The organism is Candidatus Villigracilis vicinus (assembly GCF_016702885.1).
Lineage (GTDB): Bacteria > Chloroflexota > Anaerolineae > Anaerolineales > Villigracilaceae > Villigracilis > Villigracilis vicinus.
The window spans coordinates 362924-388332 of record NZ_JADJDD010000025.1; the positions used below are offsets into that span (position 1 = coordinate 362924).

The 25409-nt window shown below is 49.1% G+C and carries 21 protein-coding genes and 1 tRNA gene; 12 read left to right on the plus strand and 10 right to left on the minus strand.

Going from position 1 to position 25409, the window contains the following annotated elements:
• Positions 1 to 49 precede the first annotated feature (49 nt).
• From IPG80_RS17670 to IPG80_RS17705, 8 genes are all read left to right on the plus strand, one after another.
• The gene (locus tag IPG80_RS17670; RefSeq protein ID WP_345109655.1) at positions 50 to 1528 is read left to right on the plus strand and encodes a trimethylamine methyltransferase family protein; all 1479 of its coding nucleotides are present in this window, start codon (positions 50 to 52) and stop codon (positions 1526 to 1528) included.
• A gap of 49 nt (positions 1529 to 1577) precedes the next feature.
• The gene (locus IPG80_RS17675) at positions 1578 to 2108 is read left to right on the plus strand and encodes a hypothetical protein (protein ID WP_345109658.1); all 531 of its coding nucleotides are present in this window, start codon (positions 1578 to 1580) and stop codon (positions 2106 to 2108) included.
• Positions 2105 to 3892, plus strand: a complete 1788-nt coding sequence (locus tag IPG80_RS17680) for an alpha/beta fold hydrolase (RefSeq protein WP_345109660.1) — start codon at positions 2105 to 2107, stop codon at positions 3890 to 3892. Before IPG80_RS17675 ends, IPG80_RS17680 begins: the two co-directional genes overlap by 4 nt.
• A 53-nt stretch (positions 3893 to 3945) precedes the next feature.
• Positions 3946 to 5364 carry a trimethylamine methyltransferase family protein gene (locus IPG80_RS17685; RefSeq protein WP_345109663.1) on the plus strand — a complete coding sequence of 473 codons (1419 nt, stop codon included), beginning with the start codon at positions 3946 to 3948 and terminating at the stop codon, positions 5362 to 5364.
• A 65-nt stretch (positions 5365 to 5429) separates the two neighbouring features.
• Entirely contained in the window at positions 5430 to 6587 is a 1158-nt protein-coding gene (locus tag IPG80_RS17690; RefSeq protein ID WP_345109665.1) for a M20 family metallopeptidase, read from the plus strand.
• A gap of 25 nt (positions 6588 to 6612) precedes the next feature.
• Positions 6613 to 7485 (plus strand): dihydropteroate synthase, encoded by an 873-nt coding sequence (locus IPG80_RS17695; protein ID WP_345109668.1) that lies wholly within the window; start codon positions 6613 to 6615, stop codon positions 7483 to 7485.
• Positions 7482 to 8420, plus strand: a complete 939-nt coding sequence (gene mmuM / locus IPG80_RS17700) for a homocysteine S-methyltransferase (RefSeq protein ID WP_345109673.1) — start codon at positions 7482 to 7484, stop codon at positions 8418 to 8420. The genes IPG80_RS17695 and mmuM overlap by 4 nt, the downstream gene beginning before the upstream one ends.
• Before the next feature lie 76 nt (positions 8421 to 8496).
• Positions 8497 to 9564, plus strand: a complete 1068-nt coding sequence (locus IPG80_RS17705; RefSeq protein ID WP_345109676.1) for an alpha/beta fold hydrolase — start codon at positions 8497 to 8499, stop codon at positions 9562 to 9564.
• 60 nt (positions 9565 to 9624) lie between these two features.
• On the opposite strand, the gene IPG80_RS17710 is transcribed toward IPG80_RS17705, so the two are convergent.
• Positions 9625 to 11589, minus strand: a complete 1965-nt coding sequence (locus tag IPG80_RS17710) for a cation:proton antiporter (protein ID WP_345109679.1) — start codon at positions 11587 to 11589, stop codon at positions 9625 to 9627.
• 109 nt (positions 11590 to 11698) lie between these two features.
• Positions 11699 to 12124 (minus strand): GNAT family N-acetyltransferase, encoded by a 426-nt coding sequence (locus IPG80_RS17715; protein WP_345109681.1) that lies wholly within the window; start codon positions 12122 to 12124, stop codon positions 11699 to 11701.
• 90 nt (positions 12125 to 12214) lie between these two features.
• Here IPG80_RS17715 and IPG80_RS17720 point away from each other — a divergent pair, with 90 nt between their 5' ends.
• The 3 genes from IPG80_RS17720 to IPG80_RS17730 all read left to right on the plus strand — a co-directional run bounded on the left by IPG80_RS17720 (position 12215) and on the right by IPG80_RS17730 (position 14910).
• Positions 12215 to 13267 carry a proline racemase family protein gene (locus IPG80_RS17720; RefSeq protein ID WP_345109683.1) on the plus strand — a complete coding sequence of 351 codons (1053 nt, stop codon included), beginning with the start codon at positions 12215 to 12217 and terminating at the stop codon, positions 13265 to 13267.
• Positions 13268 to 13450: 183 nt separating this feature from the next.
• Entirely contained in the window at positions 13451 to 13966 is a 516-nt protein-coding gene (locus tag IPG80_RS17725; protein WP_345109685.1) for a hypothetical protein, read from the plus strand.
• Positions 13967 to 13983: 17 nt separating this feature from the next.
• Positions 13984 to 14910: an ornithine cyclodeaminase family protein gene (locus IPG80_RS17730; protein WP_345109687.1), complete on the plus strand. Its 927-nt coding sequence runs from the start codon at positions 13984 to 13986 to the stop codon at positions 14908 to 14910.
• Between the two features lie 45 nt (positions 14911 to 14955).
• Here the strand turns inward: IPG80_RS17730 and glp are convergent, their stop codons facing one another.
• The 6 genes from glp to IPG80_RS17760 form a co-directional block, all read right to left on the minus strand.
• The gene (glp, locus tag IPG80_RS17735) at positions 14956 to 16215 is read right to left on the minus strand and encodes a gephyrin-like molybdotransferase Glp (protein WP_345109689.1); all 1260 of its coding nucleotides are present in this window, start codon (positions 16213 to 16215) and stop codon (positions 14956 to 14958) included.
• 16 nt (positions 16216 to 16231) lie between these two features.
• Entirely contained in the window at positions 16232 to 17095 is an 864-nt protein-coding gene (locus tag IPG80_RS17740; RefSeq protein ID WP_345109691.1) for a hypothetical protein, read from the minus strand.
• A 1-nt stretch (position 17096) separates the two neighbouring features.
• The gene (locus tag IPG80_RS17745; protein ID WP_345109694.1) at positions 17097 to 18227 is read right to left on the minus strand and encodes an aminotransferase class I/II-fold pyridoxal phosphate-dependent enzyme; all 1131 of its coding nucleotides are present in this window, start codon (positions 18225 to 18227) and stop codon (positions 17097 to 17099) included.
• 33 nt (positions 18228 to 18260) lie between these two features.
• Positions 18261 to 18731, minus strand: a complete 471-nt coding sequence (locus tag IPG80_RS17750) for a DinB family protein (protein WP_345109696.1) — start codon at positions 18729 to 18731, stop codon at positions 18261 to 18263.
• 64 nt (positions 18732 to 18795) lie between these two features.
• Positions 18796 to 20424 carry a hypothetical protein gene (locus IPG80_RS17755; protein WP_345109698.1) on the minus strand — a complete coding sequence of 543 codons (1629 nt, stop codon included), beginning with the start codon at positions 20422 to 20424 and terminating at the stop codon, positions 18796 to 18798.
• Between the two features lie 10 nt (positions 20425 to 20434).
• Entirely contained in the window at positions 20435 to 21151 is a 717-nt protein-coding gene (locus IPG80_RS17760; protein ID WP_345109700.1) for an SDR family oxidoreductase, read from the minus strand.
• Positions 21152 to 21262: 111 nt separating this feature from the next.
• Here IPG80_RS17760 and IPG80_RS17765 point away from each other — a divergent pair.
• Positions 21263 to 21335, plus strand: a tRNA-Arg gene (locus tag IPG80_RS17765).
• Between the two features lie 374 nt (positions 21336 to 21709).
• Here the strand turns inward: IPG80_RS17765 and IPG80_RS17770 are convergent.
• Together IPG80_RS17770 and IPG80_RS17775 are read right to left on the minus strand one after the other, a co-directional pair.
• The gene (locus tag IPG80_RS17770) at positions 21710 to 24016 is read right to left on the minus strand and encodes a cellulose biosynthesis cyclic di-GMP-binding regulatory protein BcsB (protein WP_345109703.1); all 2307 of its coding nucleotides are present in this window, start codon (positions 24014 to 24016) and stop codon (positions 21710 to 21712) included.
• 46 nt (positions 24017 to 24062) lie between these two features.
• Entirely contained in the window at positions 24063 to 25175 is a 1113-nt protein-coding gene (locus tag IPG80_RS17775) for a diguanylate cyclase (protein ID WP_345109706.1), read from the minus strand.
• Positions 25176 to 25409: the final 234 nt, after the last annotated feature.

Sequence of the window (25409 nt, forward strand, 5' to 3'; positions counted from 1 at the left end):
TTTTAATCTCTTCGCCCAAAGAGAAATCCAATTCAATTAGAGGTGTCTCATGAGACCAAAACTTACCCTGCTCAGCGACGAGATCATTGCCCGCATTCTGGCAGAGGCGTATGAACTGCTTCTGAAACCCGGCATCAAGGTCCAGAATGAAGAAGCGCGGGAATTGTTGATGCAAGAAGGCGTGGTCATCAATCCAGAAACCCACGTCGCTCAGATCCCCGCATCCCTTGTACAACGCGCGCTCGAAAGTGTGCCGCGTGAATTCTACCTTTACGATTACCACGGCAACCCCGTCGTCCACTACGGCGGCGATTCCGTCCACTTCGACCCGGGCTCATCCGGCATCACCATGCTCAACCCGGATACGCTCGAGCATGAGACCACTGAAACCGAACATCTCATCCGCCTGCTGAAAGTGGCAGAGCAGATTCCGCAATACGACGCACAATCCACCGCAGTCATCTGCCATGACGTCTCCAAAGATATTCAGGATTCATACCGCCTGTATCTAACCCTGCTTTATTCCAAAAAACCCATCGTCACCGGCGCATTTACGAACAAGACCGTGCAGGAAATGATCGACATGCTGGAAATGTTCGCAGGCAGCCCGGAGGAAGCTCGCGAGAAACCACGCGCCATCTTCGACGTATGCCCCGCCCCGCCGTTGATCTGGAGTAACTTCGGCGCTGGAAACCTCATCCGCCTGGCACGCGCCGGAATCCCTGCCGAGATCGTTTCTGTACCGCTCTCGGGCGCAGCCGCGCCGGTGACCATGCTAGGCACCGTCACCCAGCATGCAGCGGAGTGCCTGGCAGGCATCACCATTCATCAACTCGCCAAGCCCGGCTCACCTATTGTTTGGGGCGGCGCGGCAGCGATCTTCGATATGCGCAAAGGCGCCACCCCTATGGGTGCCGTCGAAACCGCCATGCTCGATTGTTCCTATGCCCAAGTCGCCAAAACCCTTGGCATGCCCACTCATACCTATCTCGGCGCAACCGATTCAAAACTCGTGGATGCCCAAGCCGGGCTTGAAAGCGGCATCACTGCCATGGTCGGCGCATTGAGCGGCATTAACATGATCTCTGGTTCCGGCATGTTGGATTTCCTCGCCTGCCACAGTGCCGAAAAACTCGTTATTGATGCGGAAGGCATTGCAATGGCAAAACGCCTCATTGGCGGCGTCAAGCAACATACAGACACTCTCGCCACCGGTTTCTATGACGACAAGATCAACTTCAAAGGCGGCGATTTCCTCAAACAGAAGATTACCATGCAGTTGTTCCGTGAAGAACAGCACCTTCCTGGAAATGTGATCGACCGCAGTTCCACGCGCGCCTGGAAGGAAGCCGGTTCCCTGGACGCCTTCGGCAGAGCCAAGCTACATGTGAAGGAATTACTCGCCTCCTACACCCGCCCAGACCTGGACCCCGCCAAAGTGACCCGACTCCACGCCTTCATGCTTGATCTCGCGAAAAAAGCAGGACATGAAGAATTGCCCAAACTTGAAGAATACCAACTGACATAACACTTACATTCTAGTTTTTTTAATATTACTTCCGAGAGGAGCAAATTTAATGGTAAAGAAAATTGCTGTTTTTATCTGGGACATTCTGCTTGCGATCATTGCAGGTACACTTTCCTTCGGGTTTAACACTCCATTCAGTACGTCGTTGGAGATCCAATGCGAATTACAACCAGATAAAACCTACATTTGCCAGGTCCGTGAATCAATATTCAACTGGACGATCTCAGAACAAAGCTATGAACAGATCATTGACATGGACCGGGACCTCAACTGTAGCGGAAGTGGAAAGAACAAAGGTTGCAGTGCTAGTGCTCAATTCCAAACACCTGTTGGCGAGTTCATATCCGTGAGCAGGCTATTTACAGATCCAACACAGGTTCAGAAGCTGATAAGTGCGGTCAAGCCGCTTATGCAAACAAGGTCAACGCCCATTCAATATGAAGCCACGCGCTCCCCGATCATATTGATATCGGTCACAGCCTGCCTGACGATGGTTTTTTTACTCAGAGCATTTTTAAAATTGCTACCAGAAAGAAAAGATAAGGGTCCAATAACCCTTATTCGATGGAAACGTGATTGAATCCAACCCGTATGCCCAACCTTGAACAGCTCTTGCAAGTTCCCTACGTAGACTCCGGTCTGCCATACACCATCGCCCCCGATGAAAGCCGAATCGTCTTCGCCTGGAACAAGACCGGGCGTTGGGAATTGTGGCAAACCACAAACGGCAAAGAGCTAACTCCGCTGTCTCTAAAAATAGACGGCGCACAATTTGCTCCCAAGTTCTCCCCCGACGGCTCCCGCCTGGCATTTGCCCTGGATCTGGACGGCAGCGAGTCGTACCACATTGCCGTCCATGATTTCAATACAGACACAACCACCGACCTGACCCCGGATATTCTTTATGCCCATCAGCCCAATGTGAGTTGGTCACCAGATGGGCAGCTTCTGGCTGTACTCTCCGAAGCAAAGGGACAATTCGCTTTATACATTCTTCCCACAGATGGCAGCGGCGAACACATGATCCGAAATATCTTCCACCCCTGCTGGGATGCTGTCTGGTCGCCGGATGGGCTTTGGATCGCCGTTGAGTCAGAAGCAGCAGCGAGCGATCGCAGCATTCACATCGTACCGGTGGGACGCCACAAGGGCAAAGTGTACACTACTCAGCTTCTCTGGGAAGGCAAGGCACTGAATGCACAGCACCCGGCCTGGTCACCTGATTCAAAATCCCTGGCGTTCTCTGCCGAAGTGAACGAGTGGCATGATATCGGCGTATTTAATATTGAGTCGCAGGAGATCCACTGGGTAGACCAGAGTGCCGGGGATAAAACCCAGCCTGTGTGGTCGCGAAGCGGAGATGGAATCGGGTGGATACAAGCTGAAGGCGCGAAGACCAGCTTCAAGTTTCAGAAAAGAGGCGGCGAACTACATCAAATAAAAATCGGTGATGGCTGCCATTCCTTTCCGCAGTTCACTTCAAATGAAGTCGTCCTTTTATATGAGGATGTAAATCGCCCATCTGACCTTTGGAAGATTAACCTCGAAAGCGGGGATGCAACCCAACTCACGAAGTCCTTGGCAGAATTGCCCGGTTTTGCCCTGCCGGAAGAAGTTTGGTACACCGGTAAAGATGGTGTACAGGTACCGGCATTGTTATACCGTGGAAACGGCAGGCAGGCTGTGATCGATATTCACGGCGGACCGAACTGGCATTACTCGAATTTATGGAGCCCCATGATGAGCCACATGGCAGCGCAAGGTTGGACGGTGCTTGCGCCCAATTATCGCGGCTCGACCGGGTATGGCAAAAAATGGCAGAACGCCAGCCGCTACGACATGGGCGGCGTGGACACGGATGATTGCGCAGCAGGTGTAAAGTATTTGATCGATAACGGTCTGGCAGAAAAAGGCAAGATCGCTGTAACAGGGCGCAGCCACGGCGGTTTTTTGACCATGTGCTGTCTGACAATGTATCCACATTTATTTGCAGGCGGTTCGGCGGTGGTTCCGTTCCTGAACTGGATCAAGTCGCATAAAAATTCACGCGAAGACTTGCAGCATTGGAACATTGAGAATATGGGTGACCCGGAAGAGAACCGCGAATTATGGATCTCACGCTCTCCGTATTTCTTTTTAGACCGCGTCGTTGCACCTGTGCAAATGATCTGTGGAGAGAATGACCCGCGCTGCCCCGCCTCCGAATCGATCGATGCACATGACAAATTAAAAAATTTAGGCAAGGAAGTTGATTTGCATTTATACAAAGGTGAAGGGCATTCATTTCTAATGATCGAAAACATCCTGGATGCTGAAACGAAGCGTTTGGAGTTTTTAAAGAAAATACTGAACGACGAACAATAGTCACCAATAACGTGGTCTCTAGACCATGGACATAATTTTTATCAGGAGAGCACATGGAGCCGTTGAAGTTTTTGTCAGATGCTGACGTACAAGCCATGCACGAAGCCACACTGAAAGTGATGAGTGAGATCGGCATCATTTGGACGCATAAACCCAGCCTCGATATCTTATTACAAGCAGGCTGCAAAATGAAGGATAACCGCGTCTTGATGCCGCCTGATTTGGTGATGGACTCTGTTGCTAAAGCGAATAAACGCCCCAAGATCCGCGGGCGCAACGGCACTGTGAATGAGTTGGGCGGCGGGAATTTATTCTTTCACAACCTCGGCGGTGCGCGCGATGTATTTGATGCACGTACCGGCACGCACCACACCGCCACGACTGAAGATTGCGTGAACGCCGTCCGTCTGCTGGATGCATTGCCAAATTGCAATAACATCACACCATTCTTTACCCCGCCTGATGTGGAAAATGAAATGATGGCATTGCATATGTTCCGTCATGCCTTGTCGAACACCACAAAGCCTGTGCAGGGCCCCGGCATTCAATTTGGTCACGAAGCAAAATATGCTGTTGAAATGGCAAAAGTGATCGGCATTGAGCCGCACGAGATCACACTCTCGCTTTCTCCGGTCAGTCCGCTGACCATGCACGATATCGCAGCGCAAGCCATCATGGATATGGCAGAGGCGGGCGTCATCCACGCCAACCTGCCTGCACCCACCGGCGGCGCAACCTCACCCATGACCATTACCGGCAGCCTCGTCCAACAAAATGCTGAGACGCTTGCTCCGCTCGTTCTGGCACAGATCCTAAATCCAGGCTGTGGCGTGGTCTACTGCGGGCGCTTGGGTTTGCTTGAGCCGCGTACAGGGCTGATCTGGGGCGGCGTGGAACTTGGCATCTCTTCCGCGGCAACGGTGCAGCTTGGGCATTATTATGGCTTCGCCGTGAACGTGTATGGCTTCTCCACGAATGCCCACACATTGGATGCCCAAAACGCTTTTGAACGCGGACTGAACGCCTCTCTCCCCGCTCTGGCTGGGGCAGATGAACTCTCGGGCATTGGCGAAATGGAAGCAGGTGTGATGGGTTCCTTCGCTCAGATGGTGTTGGACAATGAACTCGCAAAAAGCATTCACCGCCAACGCCAGGGCTTATCGGCTGATGCAGAACACTTGGCAGTGGAGGTCATCGGCAATGTCATGGACTCAAACCGCAATTATCTCGCCAGTAAACACACCCTCAAACACTTACGTGCCGGTGAAATGGCGTTGACCAAGCTCGCCGAACGCAACTCTTGGGATACCTGGGAGGATAAAATGGGACGCAAACAAATGGCAGATCACGCCACAGACGAAGCTGAGCGCATCTTGCGCGAACATACCGTCCCGCCGCTGGAGCCGGCACAGGAAGCTGAATTGAACAGGATCCTCGCCGCCGCAGAACGAGAGACGGTAAAAAAGAAATAGTCCGTTACCAATGAAAAGTGATTGGTAAAATTAGTAACGAGCAATAAGGCATACAAGGAGAAGTTATGATCAAACAAGCTCATGCAATTTCAGAAGAACTGATCGAGTGGCGGCGGGATTTCCATATGCACCCCGAAACCGGGTTCGACCTGCACCGCACAGCCGCGATCGTGGCAGATGAACTGGAAAAGATGGGATACAAGGTCAAACGCGGAGTTGGTAAAACCGGCGTTGTGGCGGAGATCGGCGAGGGCGGAAAACTGGTTGCCATCCGTGCGGATATGGATGCGCTCCCGATCTTTGAACAGAACGAGACCGATTATGTCTCACAAAATGAAGGCAAAATGCATGCCTGCGGTCATGATTCTCATACTGCCATGGCACTGGGCGCAGCAAAGATCCTTGCAAAAGAAAAACTGAACGGGCGAATCCGCTTCCTATTTCAGCCTTGTGAAGAAACCGCAGACGAAGAAGGCAAAAGCGGCGCGCAGCGTATGTATGACGAAGGCGCTGTGGAAGGCGTGGATTATGTGATCGCCCAACATGTAGACCCGACCAGCCCGGTGGGCACCATCGCCATCAATGAAGGTCCGAGCGGCGGCGGGGTCAGTTCATGGCAGGCTACCATTTACGGCAAGGGCGGGCATGGTGCGTACCCGCATTCCTCAAACGACCCGTTCGTGCTGCTGGCACACGTCATCATGGGTGTCAATGCGATCGTCTCGCGCAGACTCGACCCATTTGAACCAGCGGTGATCAGCATCGGCGCTGTCAATGGCGGCTTCACCGAAAATGTCATCCCCGACAAAGTGGAACTCAAAGGAACCATCCGCTTTACCTCTTTGGAAGTTGAAAAACAGATCCGCGAAGAATTGACCCGCGTTTTCGAGATCGTCAAAGTCCTTGGCGGCGATTACAAGCTGAACATCCTCTTTGGTGGAATGCCGATCATCAATGACAAATTGGTCGCAGACACGATCGCGCAAGTCGGCAAAGATCTGCTTGGTGAAGGCAGCGTCCATCCGCTTGAAAAAACCCTCGGCGCTGAAGATTTTCCCGAATTCCTGAAGGATGCGCCCGGCGCGATGTACACCTTGGGGACCAGGATCGAAGGTCGCCCGGTGTATGAATTACACCACCCTAAATTTGACCTTGACGAACGCGCTCTGCCCGTGGGAACCGCTGTATTGGCTGAGACGGCATTGAGATTCTTGAAAGCGTAGTTTAATAACTTTACGGAGGGCACTCATGCATACCATTCTCAAGTCTGAAAAAAAGGAAGTCACAATCGGTTTTGATAAGCCATTCGTCATCATTGGCGAGAAGTTGAACCCGACTGGTATCAAAAAGCTCGGGCAGGCGCTGGTGGAACGCAATATGGATTACGTTAAGCACCTCGCCAAACGCCAGGTGGATTGGGGCGCGGACGTACTCGATATCAACGTCGGTCATCCGCAGATCGAAGAAGCCGAAGTCATGCCGTTGGTGGTGGAGGCGGTGCAGTCCGTTACCGACGTGCCGTTGTGCATAGACTCGAATGAGCCGAAAATTCTCGAAGCCGGGTTGAATGCCATCAAAGGCGGTAAGCCGCTCGTGAACTCGGTCAACGGCGAAGAAAAGCAGCTTAGCACAGTGCTGCCCATCGTCAAGGCGCGAGGCGCAGCTGTGATCGGGTTGACCATTGGCGATGAGGGCATCCCGCCCACAGCCGAGGGTCGTCTTGCTGCTGCAGCAAAGGTCATCGAACGTGCGGCAAAGATCGGCATTCCCATTGAAGACATCATCATCGACCCGTTGGTGATGACGGTCGGGCACGACAGCAAGGCAGCCACAGTGACACTAAAAGCCATTGAAATGATCAAAAAAGAATTCGATGTGAACATCAGCCTCGGCGCAAGCAACGTTTCATTTGGTCTGCCAGACAGGCACTCCGTCAACGCCGCGATGCTTTCCATTGCCATGCTCACCGGTGCCACCACCTCCATCACCGACCCGATCAAACTCGGCAGCACCATCCGCGCCACAGACCTGTTAATGGGACGCGACCCGAACTCGATGCGTTATCTCAAATACTTCCGTGCCACTGAAAAACTCCGCGAGGCAGAAGCAGCCGCAAAATGAACCCGATCGAAACCATTCTAAAACATCAGCGTATTGCCATTGTGGATGGCGCCATGGCAACTGAACTCGAAGCACGCGGTTGTGACTTGAACGATGATCTGTGGTCGGCACGTGTACTACTCGAACAACCAGAGTTGATTCACTCAGTGCATCTCGATTACTTCAACGCAGGCGCCGATATCGCCATCACTGCCAGTTATCAAGCCACAGTGGATGGGTTTGCCAAGCGCGGCTTGAGTCGCGATCAGGCACTTGACCTCATGAAAAAGTCTGTGAAGTTGGCACAGGAAGCACGCGATGAATTCTGGGCAAAAGCGGAAAACCGCGTAAACCGCGCCCGCCCATTGGTGGCTGGCTCAGTGGGACCCTACGGCGCCTTTCTTGCAGACGGTTCTGAATATCGCGGCGATTACAACCTAACCGAGGATGAACTGATTGCCTTTCATCGCCCGCGCATCGAAGCCCTTATCGCCTCCGGTGCGGACCTGTTAGCCTGCGAAACCATCCCATGCGGCATCGAAGCTCGAGCCTTGATCCGCCTGCTTACCGAATTTCCAGGTACATTTGCATGGTTCACGTTTACCGCCAAAGATGGTGAACACATCAGCAACGGTGAACGCATTGCTGATATAGCAGCATTTCTAGACAAGCAGCCCCAAGCTGCTGCGATCGGAATTAACTGCAGCTCGCCACTACACATCCCTTCTTTGGTTCGTGAGATCAAGCAGAACACGAGCAAGCCCATCATCGTCTACCCCAACTCTGGCGAATATTACAGCGCAGTGACGAATACCTGGCATGGTGAAACCTCCTGTGATAAATTCGGCTCGCAATCCAAGGAATGGTACGAGAACGGTGCCACACTCATTGGCGGATGTTGCCGAACCACACCGGGACATATCCGTGAAGTCAGAAATTGGGCGTTCCAAAATTAGAATAAAAACAAAGTGAGAAAGCAAAAGAGGCGGTAATAGGCTGCCTCTTTTTGCTTTCTATACTACAGGAGTAAATATGAAAAAAACCTTATTGGTATTCCTCGTAATTTCACTGGTGCTCACTGGCTGTGCCGCCGAAACGGCGCCGCTGCTTACAGATACCCCCAGACCACCCACCGAAACAGCCACCCTTACCTCCACGTTCGAGCCGACAGAAACGTTTACGCCGGAACCAACCGCTACACCGGTTCCACACCCAATGAGCATTATCGCGCTTCGCAATCAGGAATATCCCGGCAGCGAGATCACGATTGTCAAAGAATTGGAACGCGGCATTAACTATCGGCGCTACTATACCTATTATCTTTCAGAGGGACTGAAGATCTACGCCCTGCTCACCATCCCCAACGGCGAAGCGCCCGAAGGCGGATTCCCAGCCATTGTCTTTAATCATGGCTATATCCCTCCTGATGTTTACAAGACCACAGAACGCTATATCGCCTATGTAGACCAACTCGCCCGCTCGGGCTATGTCGTCTTCCGCATCGACTATCGTGGACATGACCAATCCGAAGGCGAAGCGACCGGCGCGTATGGCGACCCCGGTTATCAAGTGGACGTGATGAATGCTCTGGAATCTCTGAAGCAGCACCCCGACGTCAACCCCGAAAAGATCGGCATGTGGGGGCACTCCATGGGCGGATATTTAACCCTGCGCGCCATGGTCATTTCGGATGATATCAAGGCGGGTGTTATTTGGGCTGGCGTTATCGCCTCATACCCGGACTTGTTGTATAACTGGCGACGAACGGGCGCATTTACCCCATCACCAAGTTCTACCGGGCGCGGCTGGCGCTCAAGTTATATCGAACAGTACGGCACGCCCGAACAAAACCCCGCCTTTTGGGACTCGATCTCCGCCACATCCTACCTTACCGATATCTCTGGTCCTTTGGAACTGCATCACGGAACCAACGACGAAGATGTCCCCGTTGATTTCTCCATCCGGCTGGCAGAGTTGGGGCGGCAATCTGGTCAGATCGTCAATTTATATACTTACGAAGGCGACAATCACAATATCTCGAACTACTTCACCCAAGCCATGAATCAGACAATCAAGTTCTTTGATATTTATCTGAAGTAAAAACATAAACCGCCGACAACGGATCAGAGTCTACGGTCGGCGGTTTATGGTCAAAAGTCTTTATTTATCGAAATGCAAGATTACTAAATTCCCATCAAAGTGTTGGGCGATTTGCTCGGGGATATTCCCAAGCGTATCTTGAACACGTTTGCGGGAACCGAAGCCGGGCAGAATAATAAAGTCGCTCACAGCTTCGTGTTCTAATTTTTCAGGTTTTAGTTGATCTTTAAGGACTTCAAGTTTATATTCCTGCTCCGGGCTGATGGCAACGAACAAAGCCTCTAGAGTCTGCACGTAACTCTTATCTGCACGAACGAGCAAGGGGACGTTAAGTGCCTTGGCAACGGCAAGGTTGGCTTCGAGCATACGGCGTAACGCGATTGGCGGAACAGCTTTGGCAGGCACAATAAAGATCACCCGCCGCATGCTGTTCAATGGCAAGGACAATTTTCCAGCCACTACAGGAGTGTCCGAGCCCCAGATCACTTCGTCCAGTACGGAGCCAAGCACGCTTTCGCGGAAGGTACGCTTGCCGCGCCAGCCCATGACAATAAGGGACGCATTTTCTTCGTTCGCGGTATGTAAAATACCCTGCGCATGTGTGGCAGCCAGACGAGGGATAAGCTCAAGCTCCGCCTCAGGGTCATGCAGGGATGCACTGACCTTGCCGAGCAATTCTTTGTGAAGCATCAAGCTGTTGCTTTCATTAGGTCCTGTCGCTTGAGCAACACTGACTGCCAGCACCTTCCCTTTTGAGCTGCGGGCAAGCAGGCTTGCAAGAGCCACTAATTCCCCGGAATTGGCTTCAGACACAGGAACGAGAACCCGCCCAAAGAGCGGGGTCTGCTCATCATCGGCAGAGGCAGTTTGCAGGTCAGGAGCGAAGCGCTGTACGATGAGGGGCGAAGTGATTGAAGTGAGAAGGATCATCAAAATGGCGGCATTAAAAAGGGTGGAGTCGAAAAGTCCAGTTTCTAAACCGATGACCAACGTAGGGATGGTAACAGCGGCTTGAGCATGCGATAAACCGTAGACCGTCCAAAATTCAGATTTGGTGTATTTGTAAATTTTCGCAGTGATCCACGCCGCGATCAATTTGGATAGATATGCAACGATGGTAACGCCAATCGCAACAACAATCGTCTGCGGACTTTTGAGAAAGGTCAGTGGATCAGTAATGAGCCCGCTGTAAAGCAAAAAGACCGGAATGAAGAATGACTCGCCAATAAAGAGCACATGCCCAGCCACCGGGCTGTGTCGCGGCAGCATGGAATTAACCGCCAGCCCTGCAAGAAACGCTCCAACCACTTCATGCACGCCGATGACTTCCGCAAAGAATGCCGCGACGAATAATACAACGATCACAAATTGAAATTCCACGGCTCGACCGGATAATTTTTGAAAAACGAATTTCCCAAAACGCGGCAAACCAAAAATGATAACCGCTGTAAAAAGTGCCAGCATCACAAATAACTGTGCAAAATAGCCAAAGCTCAACCCGCCTTTATCCGCGCCGAGGACAACCGCCAGCACGATAAAAGCGCCGATATCTGTAAGAACCGTTGCACCAGTGGTAACAGCAATAGCCTCATTGCGTGTGACGCCAAGTTTGGTAAGGATGGGAAAAGCGATCAACGTGTGCGAGGCGAATGCAGAACCTAGCAGGATCATGCCTAGCCAGTCCAGCCCTAGAATGTACCCCAACCCCATGCCCATGAGTTGCGGAAATATAAATGTGATCAACCCAAATACCAAAGCCCGCGCACGGACTTTCATAAACTGGTTGATATCCACTTCGAGACCAGCGCTGAACATAAGATAGACCAGCCCAATCGTAGAAAGGAATTGGATTCGGTCATTATCTTCGAGGAGACCAAATCCATGCGGACCAATGAGCATACCGCCGATAATGATCCCAATGATGCCAGGCAACCGCAACCGCTCAGAAATAAGCGGCGTAATCAGGATGATCGCCATGACGATTAAAAAAAAGCCTACAGGTTTGGCAAAGAGTTCTTCAAGCATGAGAGTCCTTTGGGAACGGGAATTTACAACTTGGTGGTTGGTATATGAATTTTAGTGGATACCGGCTGTTTAATGACAGAGCCGAAGCATCCCCCAATATTCTTAGTCGTTATTTGGCAGGGTCAAATTTCTCCATCCACCTGGAGGGGTCTCCCAATTCTGTAAAGCCAAATTGTTCGTACAGCCCATGAGCGTCGCGAGTAAGCAAGCACCAACGCTTCATACCTTGCAAGTCGGGGTGAGCCATAATGCATTCCATCATCCACTTACCGAGGGAGTGTCCGCGATAATCTTCGTGGATAAACACATCACACAGGTAAGCAAAAATAGCACGGTCTGTCACCACACGGGCGAAACCGACCTGCCTTGTACCATCATAAACACCGAAATTAAGCGAAAATTGGATCGATTTTTCGATTACCTCTCGCGGACGAGTATCCGCCCAATAAGCACGGGAGAGAAAATCACAAATAGCGTCAACATCCAAACGAGATGCGTCATCCGAAATAGTGAATTGGTCGCGTGTATATTCCATGGCAATATTTTATCAGGCAAGAATCAAATAAGGTAAACTTGGCACAGCCTGACATTAGCTGCAAACCATTTCATTTTATGTAGGAGTCCCATGCGCCTTACAAACATGATCACCGCTGTTGACCTGCACGCCTGCGGCGAACCCGGACGCGTCATCACAGGCGGCGTGCTCGATGTACCCGGCAAGACAATGTTCGAGAAGATGAAATACATGGAAAAGAATCTCGATGACCTGCGCTTGCGCATGCTGCGCGAACCACGCGGATACCCCGCCTTATGCTGCAACGTCATCATGCCGCCCACACACCCCGATGCTGCCGCGGGTTTCATCATCATGGAGCAGACCGAGTACCCGCCCATGTCTGGCACGAACACCATTTGTGTGGCAACGACCCTGCTCGAAACTGGCATGATCCCCATGCAAGAGCCGGTCACGGAATTCATGCTCGAAGCGCCTGCCGGGCTGGTCGGCATCCGTGCTGAATGCAAAGATGGCAAGGTCACACAGATCACATTCAAGAACGTCCCCGCATTTGCTGTACACCTCGACCTCAACGTGGAGGTGCCAACTCTTGGCACTGTCAAAGTGGACGTAGCATGGGGCGGCATGTTCTATGCGATCGCAGACGCCGCGCAATTCGGGTTACAGCTCACGCCCGACGAAGGCAAAGACATCACCCGCATCACCGAGATGGTCAAGTCTGCTACTGCTGAGCAATATCCGGTGACACACCCCGACAACCCGGAAATTACCGGTCCCACCATCGGACAACTTTCCGCGCCGCCTATTCACCCGCAGGCGCATCGCAAAAATGTTGTCACCGTTTCAACCGGCAAAATTGACTGGAACAAACCTTCCACCTGGACGGGCGTGATCGACCGTTCTCCCTGCGGTACAGGCACTTGCGCCAAAATGGCAACACTCTATGCACGCGGCCAACTCGGTTTGAATCAAGATTTCATTCACGAAGGCATTCTTGGCACACTCTTCACTGGACGGCTTATCGAAGAGACGCAAGTCGGTCCTTACAAGGCAATTGTCCCCACCATTGGCGGCACAGCATGGATCACGGGCATCAATCAATTTGTAGTTGATCCCAGCGACCCATTCCCGAATGGGTTTACAGTTGGTGACATCTGGTAAACAGACAATGCGCGACTACCCAGCGACCATGGAAATGATCGTCTACCGGCAGCAGGAGTAATTATGGAACAGCCAACGATTAATTCGCAAGGCCCAACAAACATTGGGCGGAACGGCGCCCCTTAATTAAATCACAAGGCGATAACATTTTTCGTTCCCGGACTCATCTATCTGGTCGGAGACTTGCGAAGCGCCCTGGGTCCAATCGCCTATCACCTTGCCGATTTCCTTTACGGACCTGTTTGGGCATTAAGTTTAGTCACCTGGGTTTCCGTACTTCGAGAAAACCTTGGCAGCCGCGCGCCACGTCGCATGTCATTGGCGTTATCTTCCGCTTTCCTCTCCGCAGGGATGATGGTAGCAGTTGCATTTATCCGCTCAGCTAACCGGCAATATCACCTCCTGCATCCCGAATTAAATCTACAAGACTCCATCCCAGTCTTGACTGTATGGGCAACACTACTCACAGGTTTAACTGCCGTTGGCTGGCACTTCCTCGGTTGGGTACAAATCCTGATCGGATCTGCAAGTTGGGCATCTCACCAAACACCAAAACCATTAATTCTCTTGTATTTCACCGCTGGCATCGTTTCGCTTTTTGTCTATTTATTTCCAACTGCAGAAGGGCTGGGGATATTGCTAGGCATGATCATCGGTGGTTGGCAAGGCGTTCTACTTTTGAAAGAAAGACAAAAATAATAAACAAAGGATCTCCCATGCTCATTCTCTCTCACAAAGAAGTCGCAGAACTACTGGATCCTCATGAACTCATCCCTGCCCTGGAAAAAGGCTTTAAGGCACTAAGTGCTGGTCAACTGGAGGTGCCGCCGCGCAACCAAGTCGGCGCGCCCAAAGGTGCTTTACTGGGCATGTACGCCTTTATGCCTGGAAAGCCTTTCTCGGTCAAACTCGTCAGCATCTTTCACGAAAGCACGCCTTCTCACCAAGCCGTCATCACCCTCTTCAACTCCGAAACCGGCTCACCTATTGCCTTGATGGACGGCGAACACATCACCGCCATGCGCACCGCAGCTGCATCACTGCTCTCTATCAAACATCTCGCCCGCCCAAACTCAAAAACTGTTGCCATTATCGGTACAGGCGTACAAGCTGAATCGCATTTGAAGATGATCGAAACTCTGGGTGGCATCGAAAAAATTTGGATCGCTTCGAGGGACCATTCCGCCGCCTCTGCCTTAGCTGCCCACGCCTCAAACGCCCATGCAGCTGATTCTATCCATCAAGCTGTTTCCAACGCTGATATTCTCTGTCTTTGTACATCATCACCCGAACCTGTCATCAAAAAAGAGTGGCTCAAAGATGGCGTCCACATCACCTCGGTGGGGTACCGCCCGCCCGGCGGCGAACTACCCCGTGATGTGATCGAGTCGTGTCATCTTTTCGTAGAATCCAAACGAGCCTTTGAACCGCCTCCGGCTGGCAGCGCCGAACTCCAAGGCTTGGATACAGATTTTGGAACCGAGCTTGGCGAGTTGCTTTTAAAACAAAAACCCGGCAGAATATCCGAAACCGAGTGGACAATTTACAAATCCATGGGACACGCCATGGAAGATCTTGTCGCTGCGAGTTTGGTGTATGAAAAAGCGTTGACGAGAAAAATGGGAATGACGGTAGAGTTGTAATCATTGACAGCGAAAAATCTTTTCCACCGTCAATGATCCGAGGTTTTAGATCAACACCACTTCCACAACTTCACCGGCACTCAAACCCGTTGCATCAGGGTGAATTTTTAACAAGCCGTCACCTGCAGCCAGAGTGAAGATCAAATTACTCTTACCAAAAATTGGCTCCGCCTGATACCTGACCCCTGACTGCTGACCCTTACCCTCACTTAATTTCACTGCCCACCAATCTTCACGCCCAGCTTGCGATGGCAGGTTGACGGTCAGTTTCGCTTGCACAGTGGCTTTGGGTTTCGGCAATACCCCCAACAATTTTTCGATGACCGGCACGACAAACAAATATCCATTTACCAATGCACTGACAGGGTTCCCCGGCAAACCAATCACGGCTTTGTCATTACACGCGCCTAGAATGGTCGGTTTTCCAGGACGGGTGTTGATGCCATGCACAAGCACACCCGGCTCCCCCAGCTGACGGATAACTTCAGCCGTCATGTCGCGAGTAGACGCCGATGATCCGGCAGTAACGATGACCACATCACATTCAGAGAGTGCTTTAGCCGCAGCAGTCTTCAGCAATTCAAACTCATCCCCAATAATCCCATAACGGACAGCTTCACCACCGCTCTTTTCGATTAATGCGCCCAAAGTATACGAGTTGATATCACGTACTTGTCCAGGCCGCGGGTGTTGGCTCGGTTCAATGACCTCATCACCAGTTGATATCAATGCTACTCTCGGTTTATTGACTACACGCAAAGAAATAAATCCAAGCGCCATCAGTCCGCCGATCTCTGCCGGGCGCAACGACGTCCCTTTGGCGATGACTACCTGACCTTTGGCAACATCCTCACCGATACGAATAACGTTCTCGCCATCGGCTACGGACTTGAATATTTCGATTTCCGGGTGAGACGCCTCTGCGCCTACGGTTTGTGTGTACTCCAACATTACAACTGCATCCGCGCCTTTGGGAAGCATTCCGCCAGTGTGGATGAGTGCGCATTGCCCCGCACCCACAACAAATGTTGGTTCATCTCCCATCGGTACTTCCCCTATGAGATGAAGATAGGCAGGCAACGAATCCGTTGCGCCGAAGGTATCTTGCGCGCGAACAGCATATCCATCTACAGTAGTGCGGGGAAACTCAGGCAGCGGATGCGGGGAAACTATATCCTCTGCCGTGACTCTGCCCAAGGCTTTGTCTACTGCCAGAGTTTCAGAATCAGGCATCGCCTTGGAAAGAACCGAGAGCAATTTATCACGGGCTTGGTCGGGTGGGAGAAGAGTCAAAAATTCAGGCATGGTATTGGGTTGAAAGTCAGCGAATCCAAAAGGTTACAGTTAGAAAATAGGATGTGAGTCCAAAAACGGCCAGGGCGGTGGAGGTAAGCAGCTTCCAATTTGGGGCATTCCCATTGGCAAGCGCACGAAGTTGAAATATTTGAAAGACGGCAAAGGGCAGGGTTAGAAAGGCTGGGGCAACCAGGTTAAATGCGAAGCCAAAAAGCGGCACGAAGGCAAACATCAAATATGCGAAGGCAACAAGACTATGATGGAACGGAATAGCACGCTCCCAAGTGAGACGGCGAAGCAAGGTGACGCGCTCATATTTTTGATCGTCTGGAAAGGTGGTGAAATTACCAATGAGGAAGTATGCAAGTGCAAGAACTGTGAGAGGAAGAAGCAAAAGAGTCAACAAGCGCGAGTTCTCTCCAGCTTGAAGGACGAAACCGATGGAAGGTATGACATACGCGACATGCATGGCAAGGATAAGCTCACCAAAGCCGCGATTAACGAGGTGAAAGGGCGGCAAGGCATAGACCAAGACAAGAAGAACGGAAGCGAGTAAAAAGTAAAATACGGGAAGCGAAAAGGTAAAGTTTAGATATATCAAAAAGAAAATAACGGCGATGGTTCCAAGCATGCCAAAGGAGATATAGAGGAGATTGCTACGCAGCGTCTCTTTTTGTTGGGGAGTTTCGCCGGGAATAAGCGGTTCATTATGCGGACGAAACACTTCGCGCAAATAAGACATGGTCGCTTGTGCGAGCAGGGAGATTGCCAAACCAAGGATAAACAACGTAAGTTGGATCGGTTTTCCTAAATAGGCAGGGATGCTCACACCAAGAAAATATGTCAACCCGGCAAGAAAGAGATGAAGGGGACGTAAAAGCTTTATCAATTTATTTTTTCCGGTTGTAAATTGACGATGTAGAAAGGTAGTCCTCCAAGCGTTCAACAGCTTGCGGGAGGTTTTTGCGTCCCAGACCCAGACGGAAATGGTTGTTGGTCTCGTCATACATCGACCCCGGCAATAAAAGCACACCAGCTTTTTTGACAAGATCATCGCAAAAAGTTTCGATATCACCAGTGAGGAGCTTTGGGAACCCCATGGAGCCTGCTTTGGGTCGGTGCCAGGTGAATAGTGAAGAATTTCTTGCAAAAAACTCATCCATTACGGTCAGGTTATTTTTGATGATCTGCAGATTTCGCTCAGCAAGTTTGGTGCGATTGCGCATGGCAAGCTCGGCAAGAAACTCGCTGGGCGCAGAGTTACAGATTGTAGTGTAGTCTTTCAGTGAAGATATCTTGCTGTAAAGGTCACGGTTTTTGGTGGCGATCCAGCCAATACGCAATCCAGCCAGTCCGTATGTTTTTGAAGTAACGCCTAAAGAGACGGCATGCGGACCGTAATCCACAGCGGCTGGGAGGCGGTCCGCCAGATCGTATTCCGATTCCCGGTAGACTTCATCTGAGAAAAGCAATAGTCCGTTTTCCTGCACGAACTTGTTGAGGTCATCAAAATCTGACCGAGGCATAAGGTAACCAGTGGGATTATGCGGCAGATTGACAATGATGGCTTTTGTAGACGGGCGCATAAGATGGCGGAGTTCATCCATATCCAATCCCCAGGCATTTTCTTCCCGGGCACGCCACGGGCTGACCATACAGCCGATCCCTTTTGCAACTTCGCTCAATGCCTGATAATGCGGCGCATGTACAATGATATGGTCGTTCTCTTTCAAAGCCGCCATCATAAAAAGATAAATAGCCTCATTTGCACCAGTGAAGACCAGAACATCCTCAGGCTGTGTAGTGGAATACATCCCCGAGATCTCTTTTCGTAACGTCGGACTGCCTAACGACTCGGTGTACCCGAGCCAGACGTTCTGAAACTTACCCGCTGCGCCTTCTTCCATGGCGAGCAAGTCAGCAATAGAAACGGATTCGCAGTCTGAAGAGCAGAGCAGGAATTCGGTATTAAATTCATATTTGGCAAAGAACCGTTCGAGTTTAAAGGGAGAAAGTTGCATGAAAAAAACCTTTTTATATTGTATTGAGTTTGATTATTTCAAAGCCCGCTTCACATCACGATAATGCAGTTGATTATGCAGGTATAACATTTTGATCATTTCGCGAATAACTGTTTCGCCAAGAAAGGGGTGCCGCCCTTTAATTTCAAGCTCTTCCTCTTTCAGACCACCTACCCATTTCACTGAATCAGCGCGTACCTGTTTATACTGCTCCAGCAACTCTGCTGGCGTAAGGTCTTTGGTCTTCAACTGTTGAGCAGCGTTATAGTGGTCGATCGAAAAATCATCCGCGGCACCTTCGCCAGTAGTGCGGATCCGCTCAAAGAGTTTCACCAACCCACGCTCCGAGGTGACATAGTGCGCAAGCACATTGCGGATCGTCCAGGTCTCCCCTTCTGTATAGACCTCATCTTCCCATTGAGTATCGGTCAGCTCGGCAAAGAACGCCGCCATGCGCTGACCTTCGGTTACAAGTTTCTCAGCAAGTTCATTAACTTCAGACATAACTCTCTCTCCTAAAGATTATTAACTTTGAAGAATGCGAAATAAAAAAATCATTCCACTTAACTTATGGCTCGGCAAATTCAGCATAATTGATCGAGCGCTTGCCGGTGGTCGGGTAAAAATAATTACGGAATTTTGAGATCTGCTCCACTAGCCGTTTGCTATCTTCAAAGCCAGGGCGAACATAATAGTAATGCGTATCATAGGGGCTATCTCCAAAAACAGCCGCAAGAATATAACCATTATCTTCCGCATAGGTCTTCAATAAGATCGTCATGCTAAACCAACGCTGGGCAAGGTTGGCATCAGTCAATTTTGGCGGAACAAGCGGCGAGTAGTAATCGTGGAACATAATGATCTCGGGCTTGTATTTATCCAAATACTCCACCGTGATCGAGCCATTATGCGCAATAAATTGATCGTTCAACCCCCAGGTATCGAGCGCATCCCAGCCGGAATAATACGGCAGGAGACCCGCCTCCGTTGTTGCGATCATATATCCTTTGCCGCGATAATCTGCCAACATCTGTGCCATTTCCAAACGCCCATCGCGCTCATAAGGACGGTCACAGGCTTGCTGATACAAATTAAGGAAGCAGTTCTGGAACCAGGAATAATAAATCAGACCCGCAGACAACGCCGCTCCCATGACAAGGTATACGCCTCTTTCCCTAACCGAGGATTGCTTCAGTGCTTCAAAATTTACGCTCCCGATCAGGGGCACCCATGACATCAGTGCGATCGGGACGACCGCATATTGAAAACGGGCGCCATAATTCATTTCATCTGAGATCAAACCAAATGCAATCGCAAACCCTAGTATGGGAACAAGATGGGCAACCGTCCGCTTGAAGGTTTCATTTGAACGGAAGCCGAGTATAAAGGCGATAACCATCGGCAGGCATAAACGCAAGGCATTCCACATCGAATGCTGGAATGAATCCCACTTCCACCCCCCATCCCCTTTTTTGTAAAATGGGTTGGGTAAAGGGTAACCGAAATAGTTCCAGCGCCATAAAAAGTAAGCACCGCCAAGCAATAAAAAGACCGAGCCAAAAGCAACAACGATCATTTTGGATTTATTCAGTCCACGCATGAAGACGACAGCGACCAACATCAAGGCGGCAAGGATGACACCTTCAGGGCGGATCAAGCCGGTAATAAGCCCACTTAGGGCGAAGGCGATAGAAAGCCAAAAGCTTGGATTCTCTTCCTTCATTAGGATCAAGCCCAACGCCCAAGTGGAGGCGGCGGCAAGGGCAAAGAAAGGCGTCCCGAAGTATGCGGATACATAGGAAAGCCCTGTGCCCACTGCAAGGTAAAGTCCGCTCAGGAAAGAAAAAGAGATATTTCCATTATGGACGCGGCGATTTGTCCAATATATGATGAGGACAGTTAGGAGATGGGCTGCAAAACCAATACCACGCACTGACTGCCCTACGGTAAAGCCGAGTTTTATCAGCCCGGCAGATGCAGCCATAAAAAGAAAATCCGTTGCGCCGTCTACAGGCGCTTCGCCGACATTCCAAACAATGCCATGCCCACCAGCAAGATGCTGGGAGTAACGCATAATCATGGCTGCATCTTCAAACGGAGGAATATCAAAGTTAATGTAATTGAATGCGTAATACAATGTAGAAATTACGAGCAGAAGGGAGATTAAAAGGTCGGGGAGGATTTTTTTGAAATTCATTGGAAAGGTGTTATATCAAAGAATAGCCGCCGTCAACGACGATGGTTTGCCCGGTAATATACTCGTTTTTGATGAGAAATTCGAGAGTAAATGTGATCTCATCCAAGGTGGCAGCACGCTTGAGCGGAAGTTTTTCAATGAGTCGCTCCCACTGCTCTGGAGTTACCACATCCGAAGGCAGCACCAACCCGGGAGCAATGGCATTGACGCGAATCTCTGGTGCCAATGAACGCGCCAGCATTTTTGTAAGCGCTTCAAGCCCTGCCTTGCTGACACCATAAGACGGATAACGGCTCCATGCTTTTTGCGCACCTGTATCAGAAATGTTCACAATCAGTCCGCCGCCTTTCATACGTTTAGCAGCCTGCTGGGCAATTAGAAACGGTGCCCGAAGGTTCAAGTCGAGTGCGGCATCCCAGTTTTGAAGCTCCAAGTCTCGCGGGTTCCCCACTGGCATTACAGCTGCTGAATTGACCACAAGCGTGAGCGGGGCATGAAATTCATCCACCAGTGAAAACAGAAATTTGATCTTTTCGGGGTTTGTCAGGTCTGCCCGGATGGGCAAACAGTCAACACCCAAAGCCCGGATTTCTTCGGCTGTTCTTTCTGCTTCGGTCACAGAGCCGCGATAGTGCAAGGCAATGGAATACCCCATACGGGCAAGGGTTATGGCAAAGGCTTTTCCAAGCCGGTGGGCAGATCCGGTTACAAGGGCAAGAACTGGCATGCTCAAATTGTAAACGAAAACACGATGACTGATTTAAATAGCAGAAATCTCCTTGGAAACCGAGAACAAAGCGGTTTCTACTTCACGCAAATCGTGTATAATCGCGCTCACGCCCCAGTAGCTCAATGGATAGAGCGCCTGACTTCGGATCAGTAGGTTGTGGGTTCGACTCCTGCCTGGGGCGCCTTTTTATTTAAATCTAGGGGCAAAATGTCGTTCCCATCTGGCAGTCTCATTTTTAGCAGAAGACGTTTTATCCCGTTTGTTGGGTTTAGGATGGCGAATTATCTCTATAGTAGTCTTAAACACAAAAGAAGTGGTGTTTTTTCTGCCTCAGAACAGCAATATTGTATCCAGCGACATACATTCCATTTTCCCCGTCTTTATACCCGCTTTGAGCAAACTATCAGGCAAATGAAGCTCTAAAATTAATAAAGCCGCGGTCTTTTCCTAACTTTAAACTCTGGAAAAGACCAGCGGCTCTAAAAACATATCTTAAATATCTCGCCAAGAATGCGACAAAACTACCATTTAAAGAATTGACGCCCTTTGGGAATCTCAGTCCTCTTTTGCCTCAATTTCCTTCTCGTCTGGTGGAAAATCTAATTTTGCACTCTTTATAACATCCAATCGTCTTTTATCAATGACGGTCTTGATAACTACTATGATCACAACGAGAATAGAGATGCCTGAAACGATCATCACTGGAATAAACCACACTGGAGGAGCAAAGCCTTCTTGCAGTCCAACTAGATCAGGAAGCGGTGTGGCAACCACCAACTCCGCATTAGGAACTCCAGTGCCGACAATCGAAAATTGACCTGAAACATTATTTCCAGTAGCAACCTGAACACCATTCGTCACCGCAAAAACACCAGCTAATTGACTTTGAAGGTCACTTGACAACAAGGCTGATACAGAATGCTCAATTCCTTTATCAGAATTACCCGAAACAACAAGAATGGTGTTTTCTCCATTGAATGGGGATGGGAGCAACTCAAGGTAGCCGACATCCACACCCGGGGGGATACGATATACAATCTGCATCTGACGCTCATTTGCAGTATCTGAAGAAGGATCAAATGGGGCAGGAAGGCTATTATTGATATCTAACAAAAACGGAGAGTTACTTGCCCTGCCAACCACAATAAGAGAATTATTTTCAAGAACATCCTCAGAAATGGCATCTGAATAAACCACCTTTAGGCTTGACATAGCAGGCGTTATCGACTTACCGAGTTCATAAGCCAATCGCCCGGCAACCGCCCAACCAACAGGATCTGTTTTCGAAAGAACAAAAGCAGTATCTCCCAAATCGCTACTTAATGTGAAAAGTTCCGGGAAAAACTTTAAGTCTTTCGATATTGAAGGGATTGCATCGCTCCCTGTCGCAGAGGGAATATGGAAATTCGTCTCGTCAGAAACAGTCAGCCACGGATCAGACAAACCTGTATCATCACAAGATGGTATTGTCACTAATTCAGTTACCACCTCAAATAGGTTTTCCCCATAACGCAGAACACCCGGAGGTATCTTAATCTGCACAGTCGTAACTTCTCGAGTCTCTTCTTTGAAGTTTATACTTGAGATAACTTCTCCATTCAACCTGACTGAAAACAACTGACCTTCATAATCAGACATGCTTGAATGATAGTAGACCAACTCGACATATCCCTCCCTAGTTAACACTTGATCCCTAGATATGTAAAATTGATATTCAGCCGAACTACTAAAGCTACTAAGGGTTTCTTTAGTGTAACCAAGACTCTTTAGAGAAAAATTCTCGACTACAGGCAAATTCCCTGCCAGAGGCTGAATGTCAGCAACGAATACAAGATCAGGGTCACCGTAAGTAATTAAAGTTCCAGCACTAACCGCTTGAGCAGCTTTTAATACTGCAGTTACAGAATTACCAGAAACAAGCATAATTGCTTTATTTAGATTCCAAGGTGACACTGCCAACTGCAATACACCATCATCTGCTGCGTCGCTTGGCATATTTTCAAATTTTCCATTAACTGGCGTAAGTTTAAATTGCACGTCTGAAAGCAAAGGAAATGCAGACGGCATCCCCACAAATATCAGATGGTTTTTTGACAATAAATCTAACGTTAGGTTGCTCGCAGTTGTCAAATTGATATCGTAAACATCTTCAATTGCAGATCCAAACCCTGACATAACATCCATTGCAGACTGCAATTCCAACGGGTCTGGGTCGTCCGGAACGACAACCAATACACTATCGGGAACAAAAGAGTTAAATTGATAAAAAGGCGAAGGCAAGCGCGCAAGATCCAACACAGGACTTGTGGGCTCAAAAGATAAATCAAAAAACGACGACGACTTCAATGTCACCATCGCATATATGTCATACGCACAACTCAATTGCGCATTCAAGGAGATCGTTAACAAGTGCCTTCCACCTTCAATTATCGGTACAAGGGCCTCTTCCGGAACTTGAAGTCTCGCCTTAAACGAACCCGACTCGTTAAATGGAATAGTGCCAATTAAAACATCATTCAACTTTACGAATAAATTACCACCATAAGGGTTTCCACCCGAAGTAATTCTACTTAAATCGGCGCCACTTAAGAATACATCGTACTGAATTTCCTCTCCACCAGCAGTCAACTTCCAATTAGGTGGAACACCAAAAATATAAGCTTTTGTGTCTATTGGGCTAAGTAAATTCCTATCGTCATACCTCAAGTCTTCAAAGGAAAAAACAGCCCTATTATCAGTAATTTCAATTTCAGGCGATTGCCCCTGCTCTCCCCCTTTGCTTAAGGATTGTGCTGCCGCGTAAATAGGTGTGGACAGCAAAAATACCAGTAATGCCACTGTGGAAAATAATTTTGTTTTCATAAGTTTTATCCCGAAAAAGCTCAACACAATACGCTATTAAAAAATACTATCCAAAAGGACGCACTCTATACATACTAATTTTCTCATCAGATTCAGCAGATATTTCAAGAGCCGTCTCAGCTTGAGATATCAAGACATTCACAGACTCGCCTCCCTGTCGGTCTGCAAAACCAATCCGTACATCCAATGAGATATCAAAGTTTCCATCTACCTCAAGCGAAATAGGCTGGTCTAACATATCACGAATTCTTTCAAATCTATTAATTGCAGAAACACCTTCAGTGGAAGGCAAAAGAATACCAAACTGCAACTTTGACCATCTACCAACAATATCATTACCACGTAATTGATAACGTAAAGAGTCTGTTATCTTGCGCATAATTTTATTAATATACGTTTGCGGAAGTGAATCGTAATAATCTTGCACACCGTTCAGATATATAATCCCAAACGTGATAACAGCATCAGGCTGGTTTACGATTTCCTGGCGTATTCGACGTTCAAAATACGCACGATTAAAAGCAAGAGATTCGTAATCAAGTATATTGCGCTTACTGAATTGATCAATGGTACCGGAAATTAAATCACGGAAAATGGCCATACCCACGCCAATAACCAACCCAAATAGAAGCGCCAACCCGGCGTCTTGAAGAGGACGGGGTACATAGGGCTCTTCTGAAACAACTGCCTTATCGAGAAAGGTTATATTAAAATTTATGTACAACCCATTAATATAGTCAATTGCATACTGACCAATACTATTCGCCAACATTGCAGCAACTTCAGGGTCGGGTCCTTTAACGCTATATCTAATTATATTTGCTTCTGGGAGTGCAGTTGCAGAGATTGTATATTCAGCGTAATCGCTTGGGTTTTCACGCAACAGCTCCATTGCATCATTGATAATCTGGTAACTATTGAGGACTTCAGCGTAAGTAGCAATAATAGAACGATTATCAAGCGCCTCCAAACTGTTCACCATATCGCGATTATCAGTAGTTTGAAGATTTGGACTTACTATAAACCGAGCAACCGACTCGTACATAGGGGTAGTAATATAATACGAGTACACTAACGATACATTAACTGCAACCAAGGCGGAAATAACTATCAGCCACCATCCCCTTTGAAGTATTTTTAAATAAAAACGAATCTCCATATGTCACATGCTCCCTTCAAACGGCCTTCACAATGATATAATAATAAAGTACTCAACTTATTAAATTATACCATTAGTTCAAACCAACATAATAAGGCAACTCTCCCAAACAAAAGTAATTAGAAATACTCTAAAACCCTAAACTCAAATTGTATTCGGAAAGTAATAATAAAGGTCCCTCCGTTGAGATACAAGCTGTTTTTTATAATGATATTAACATTTTCACTGGCGCTG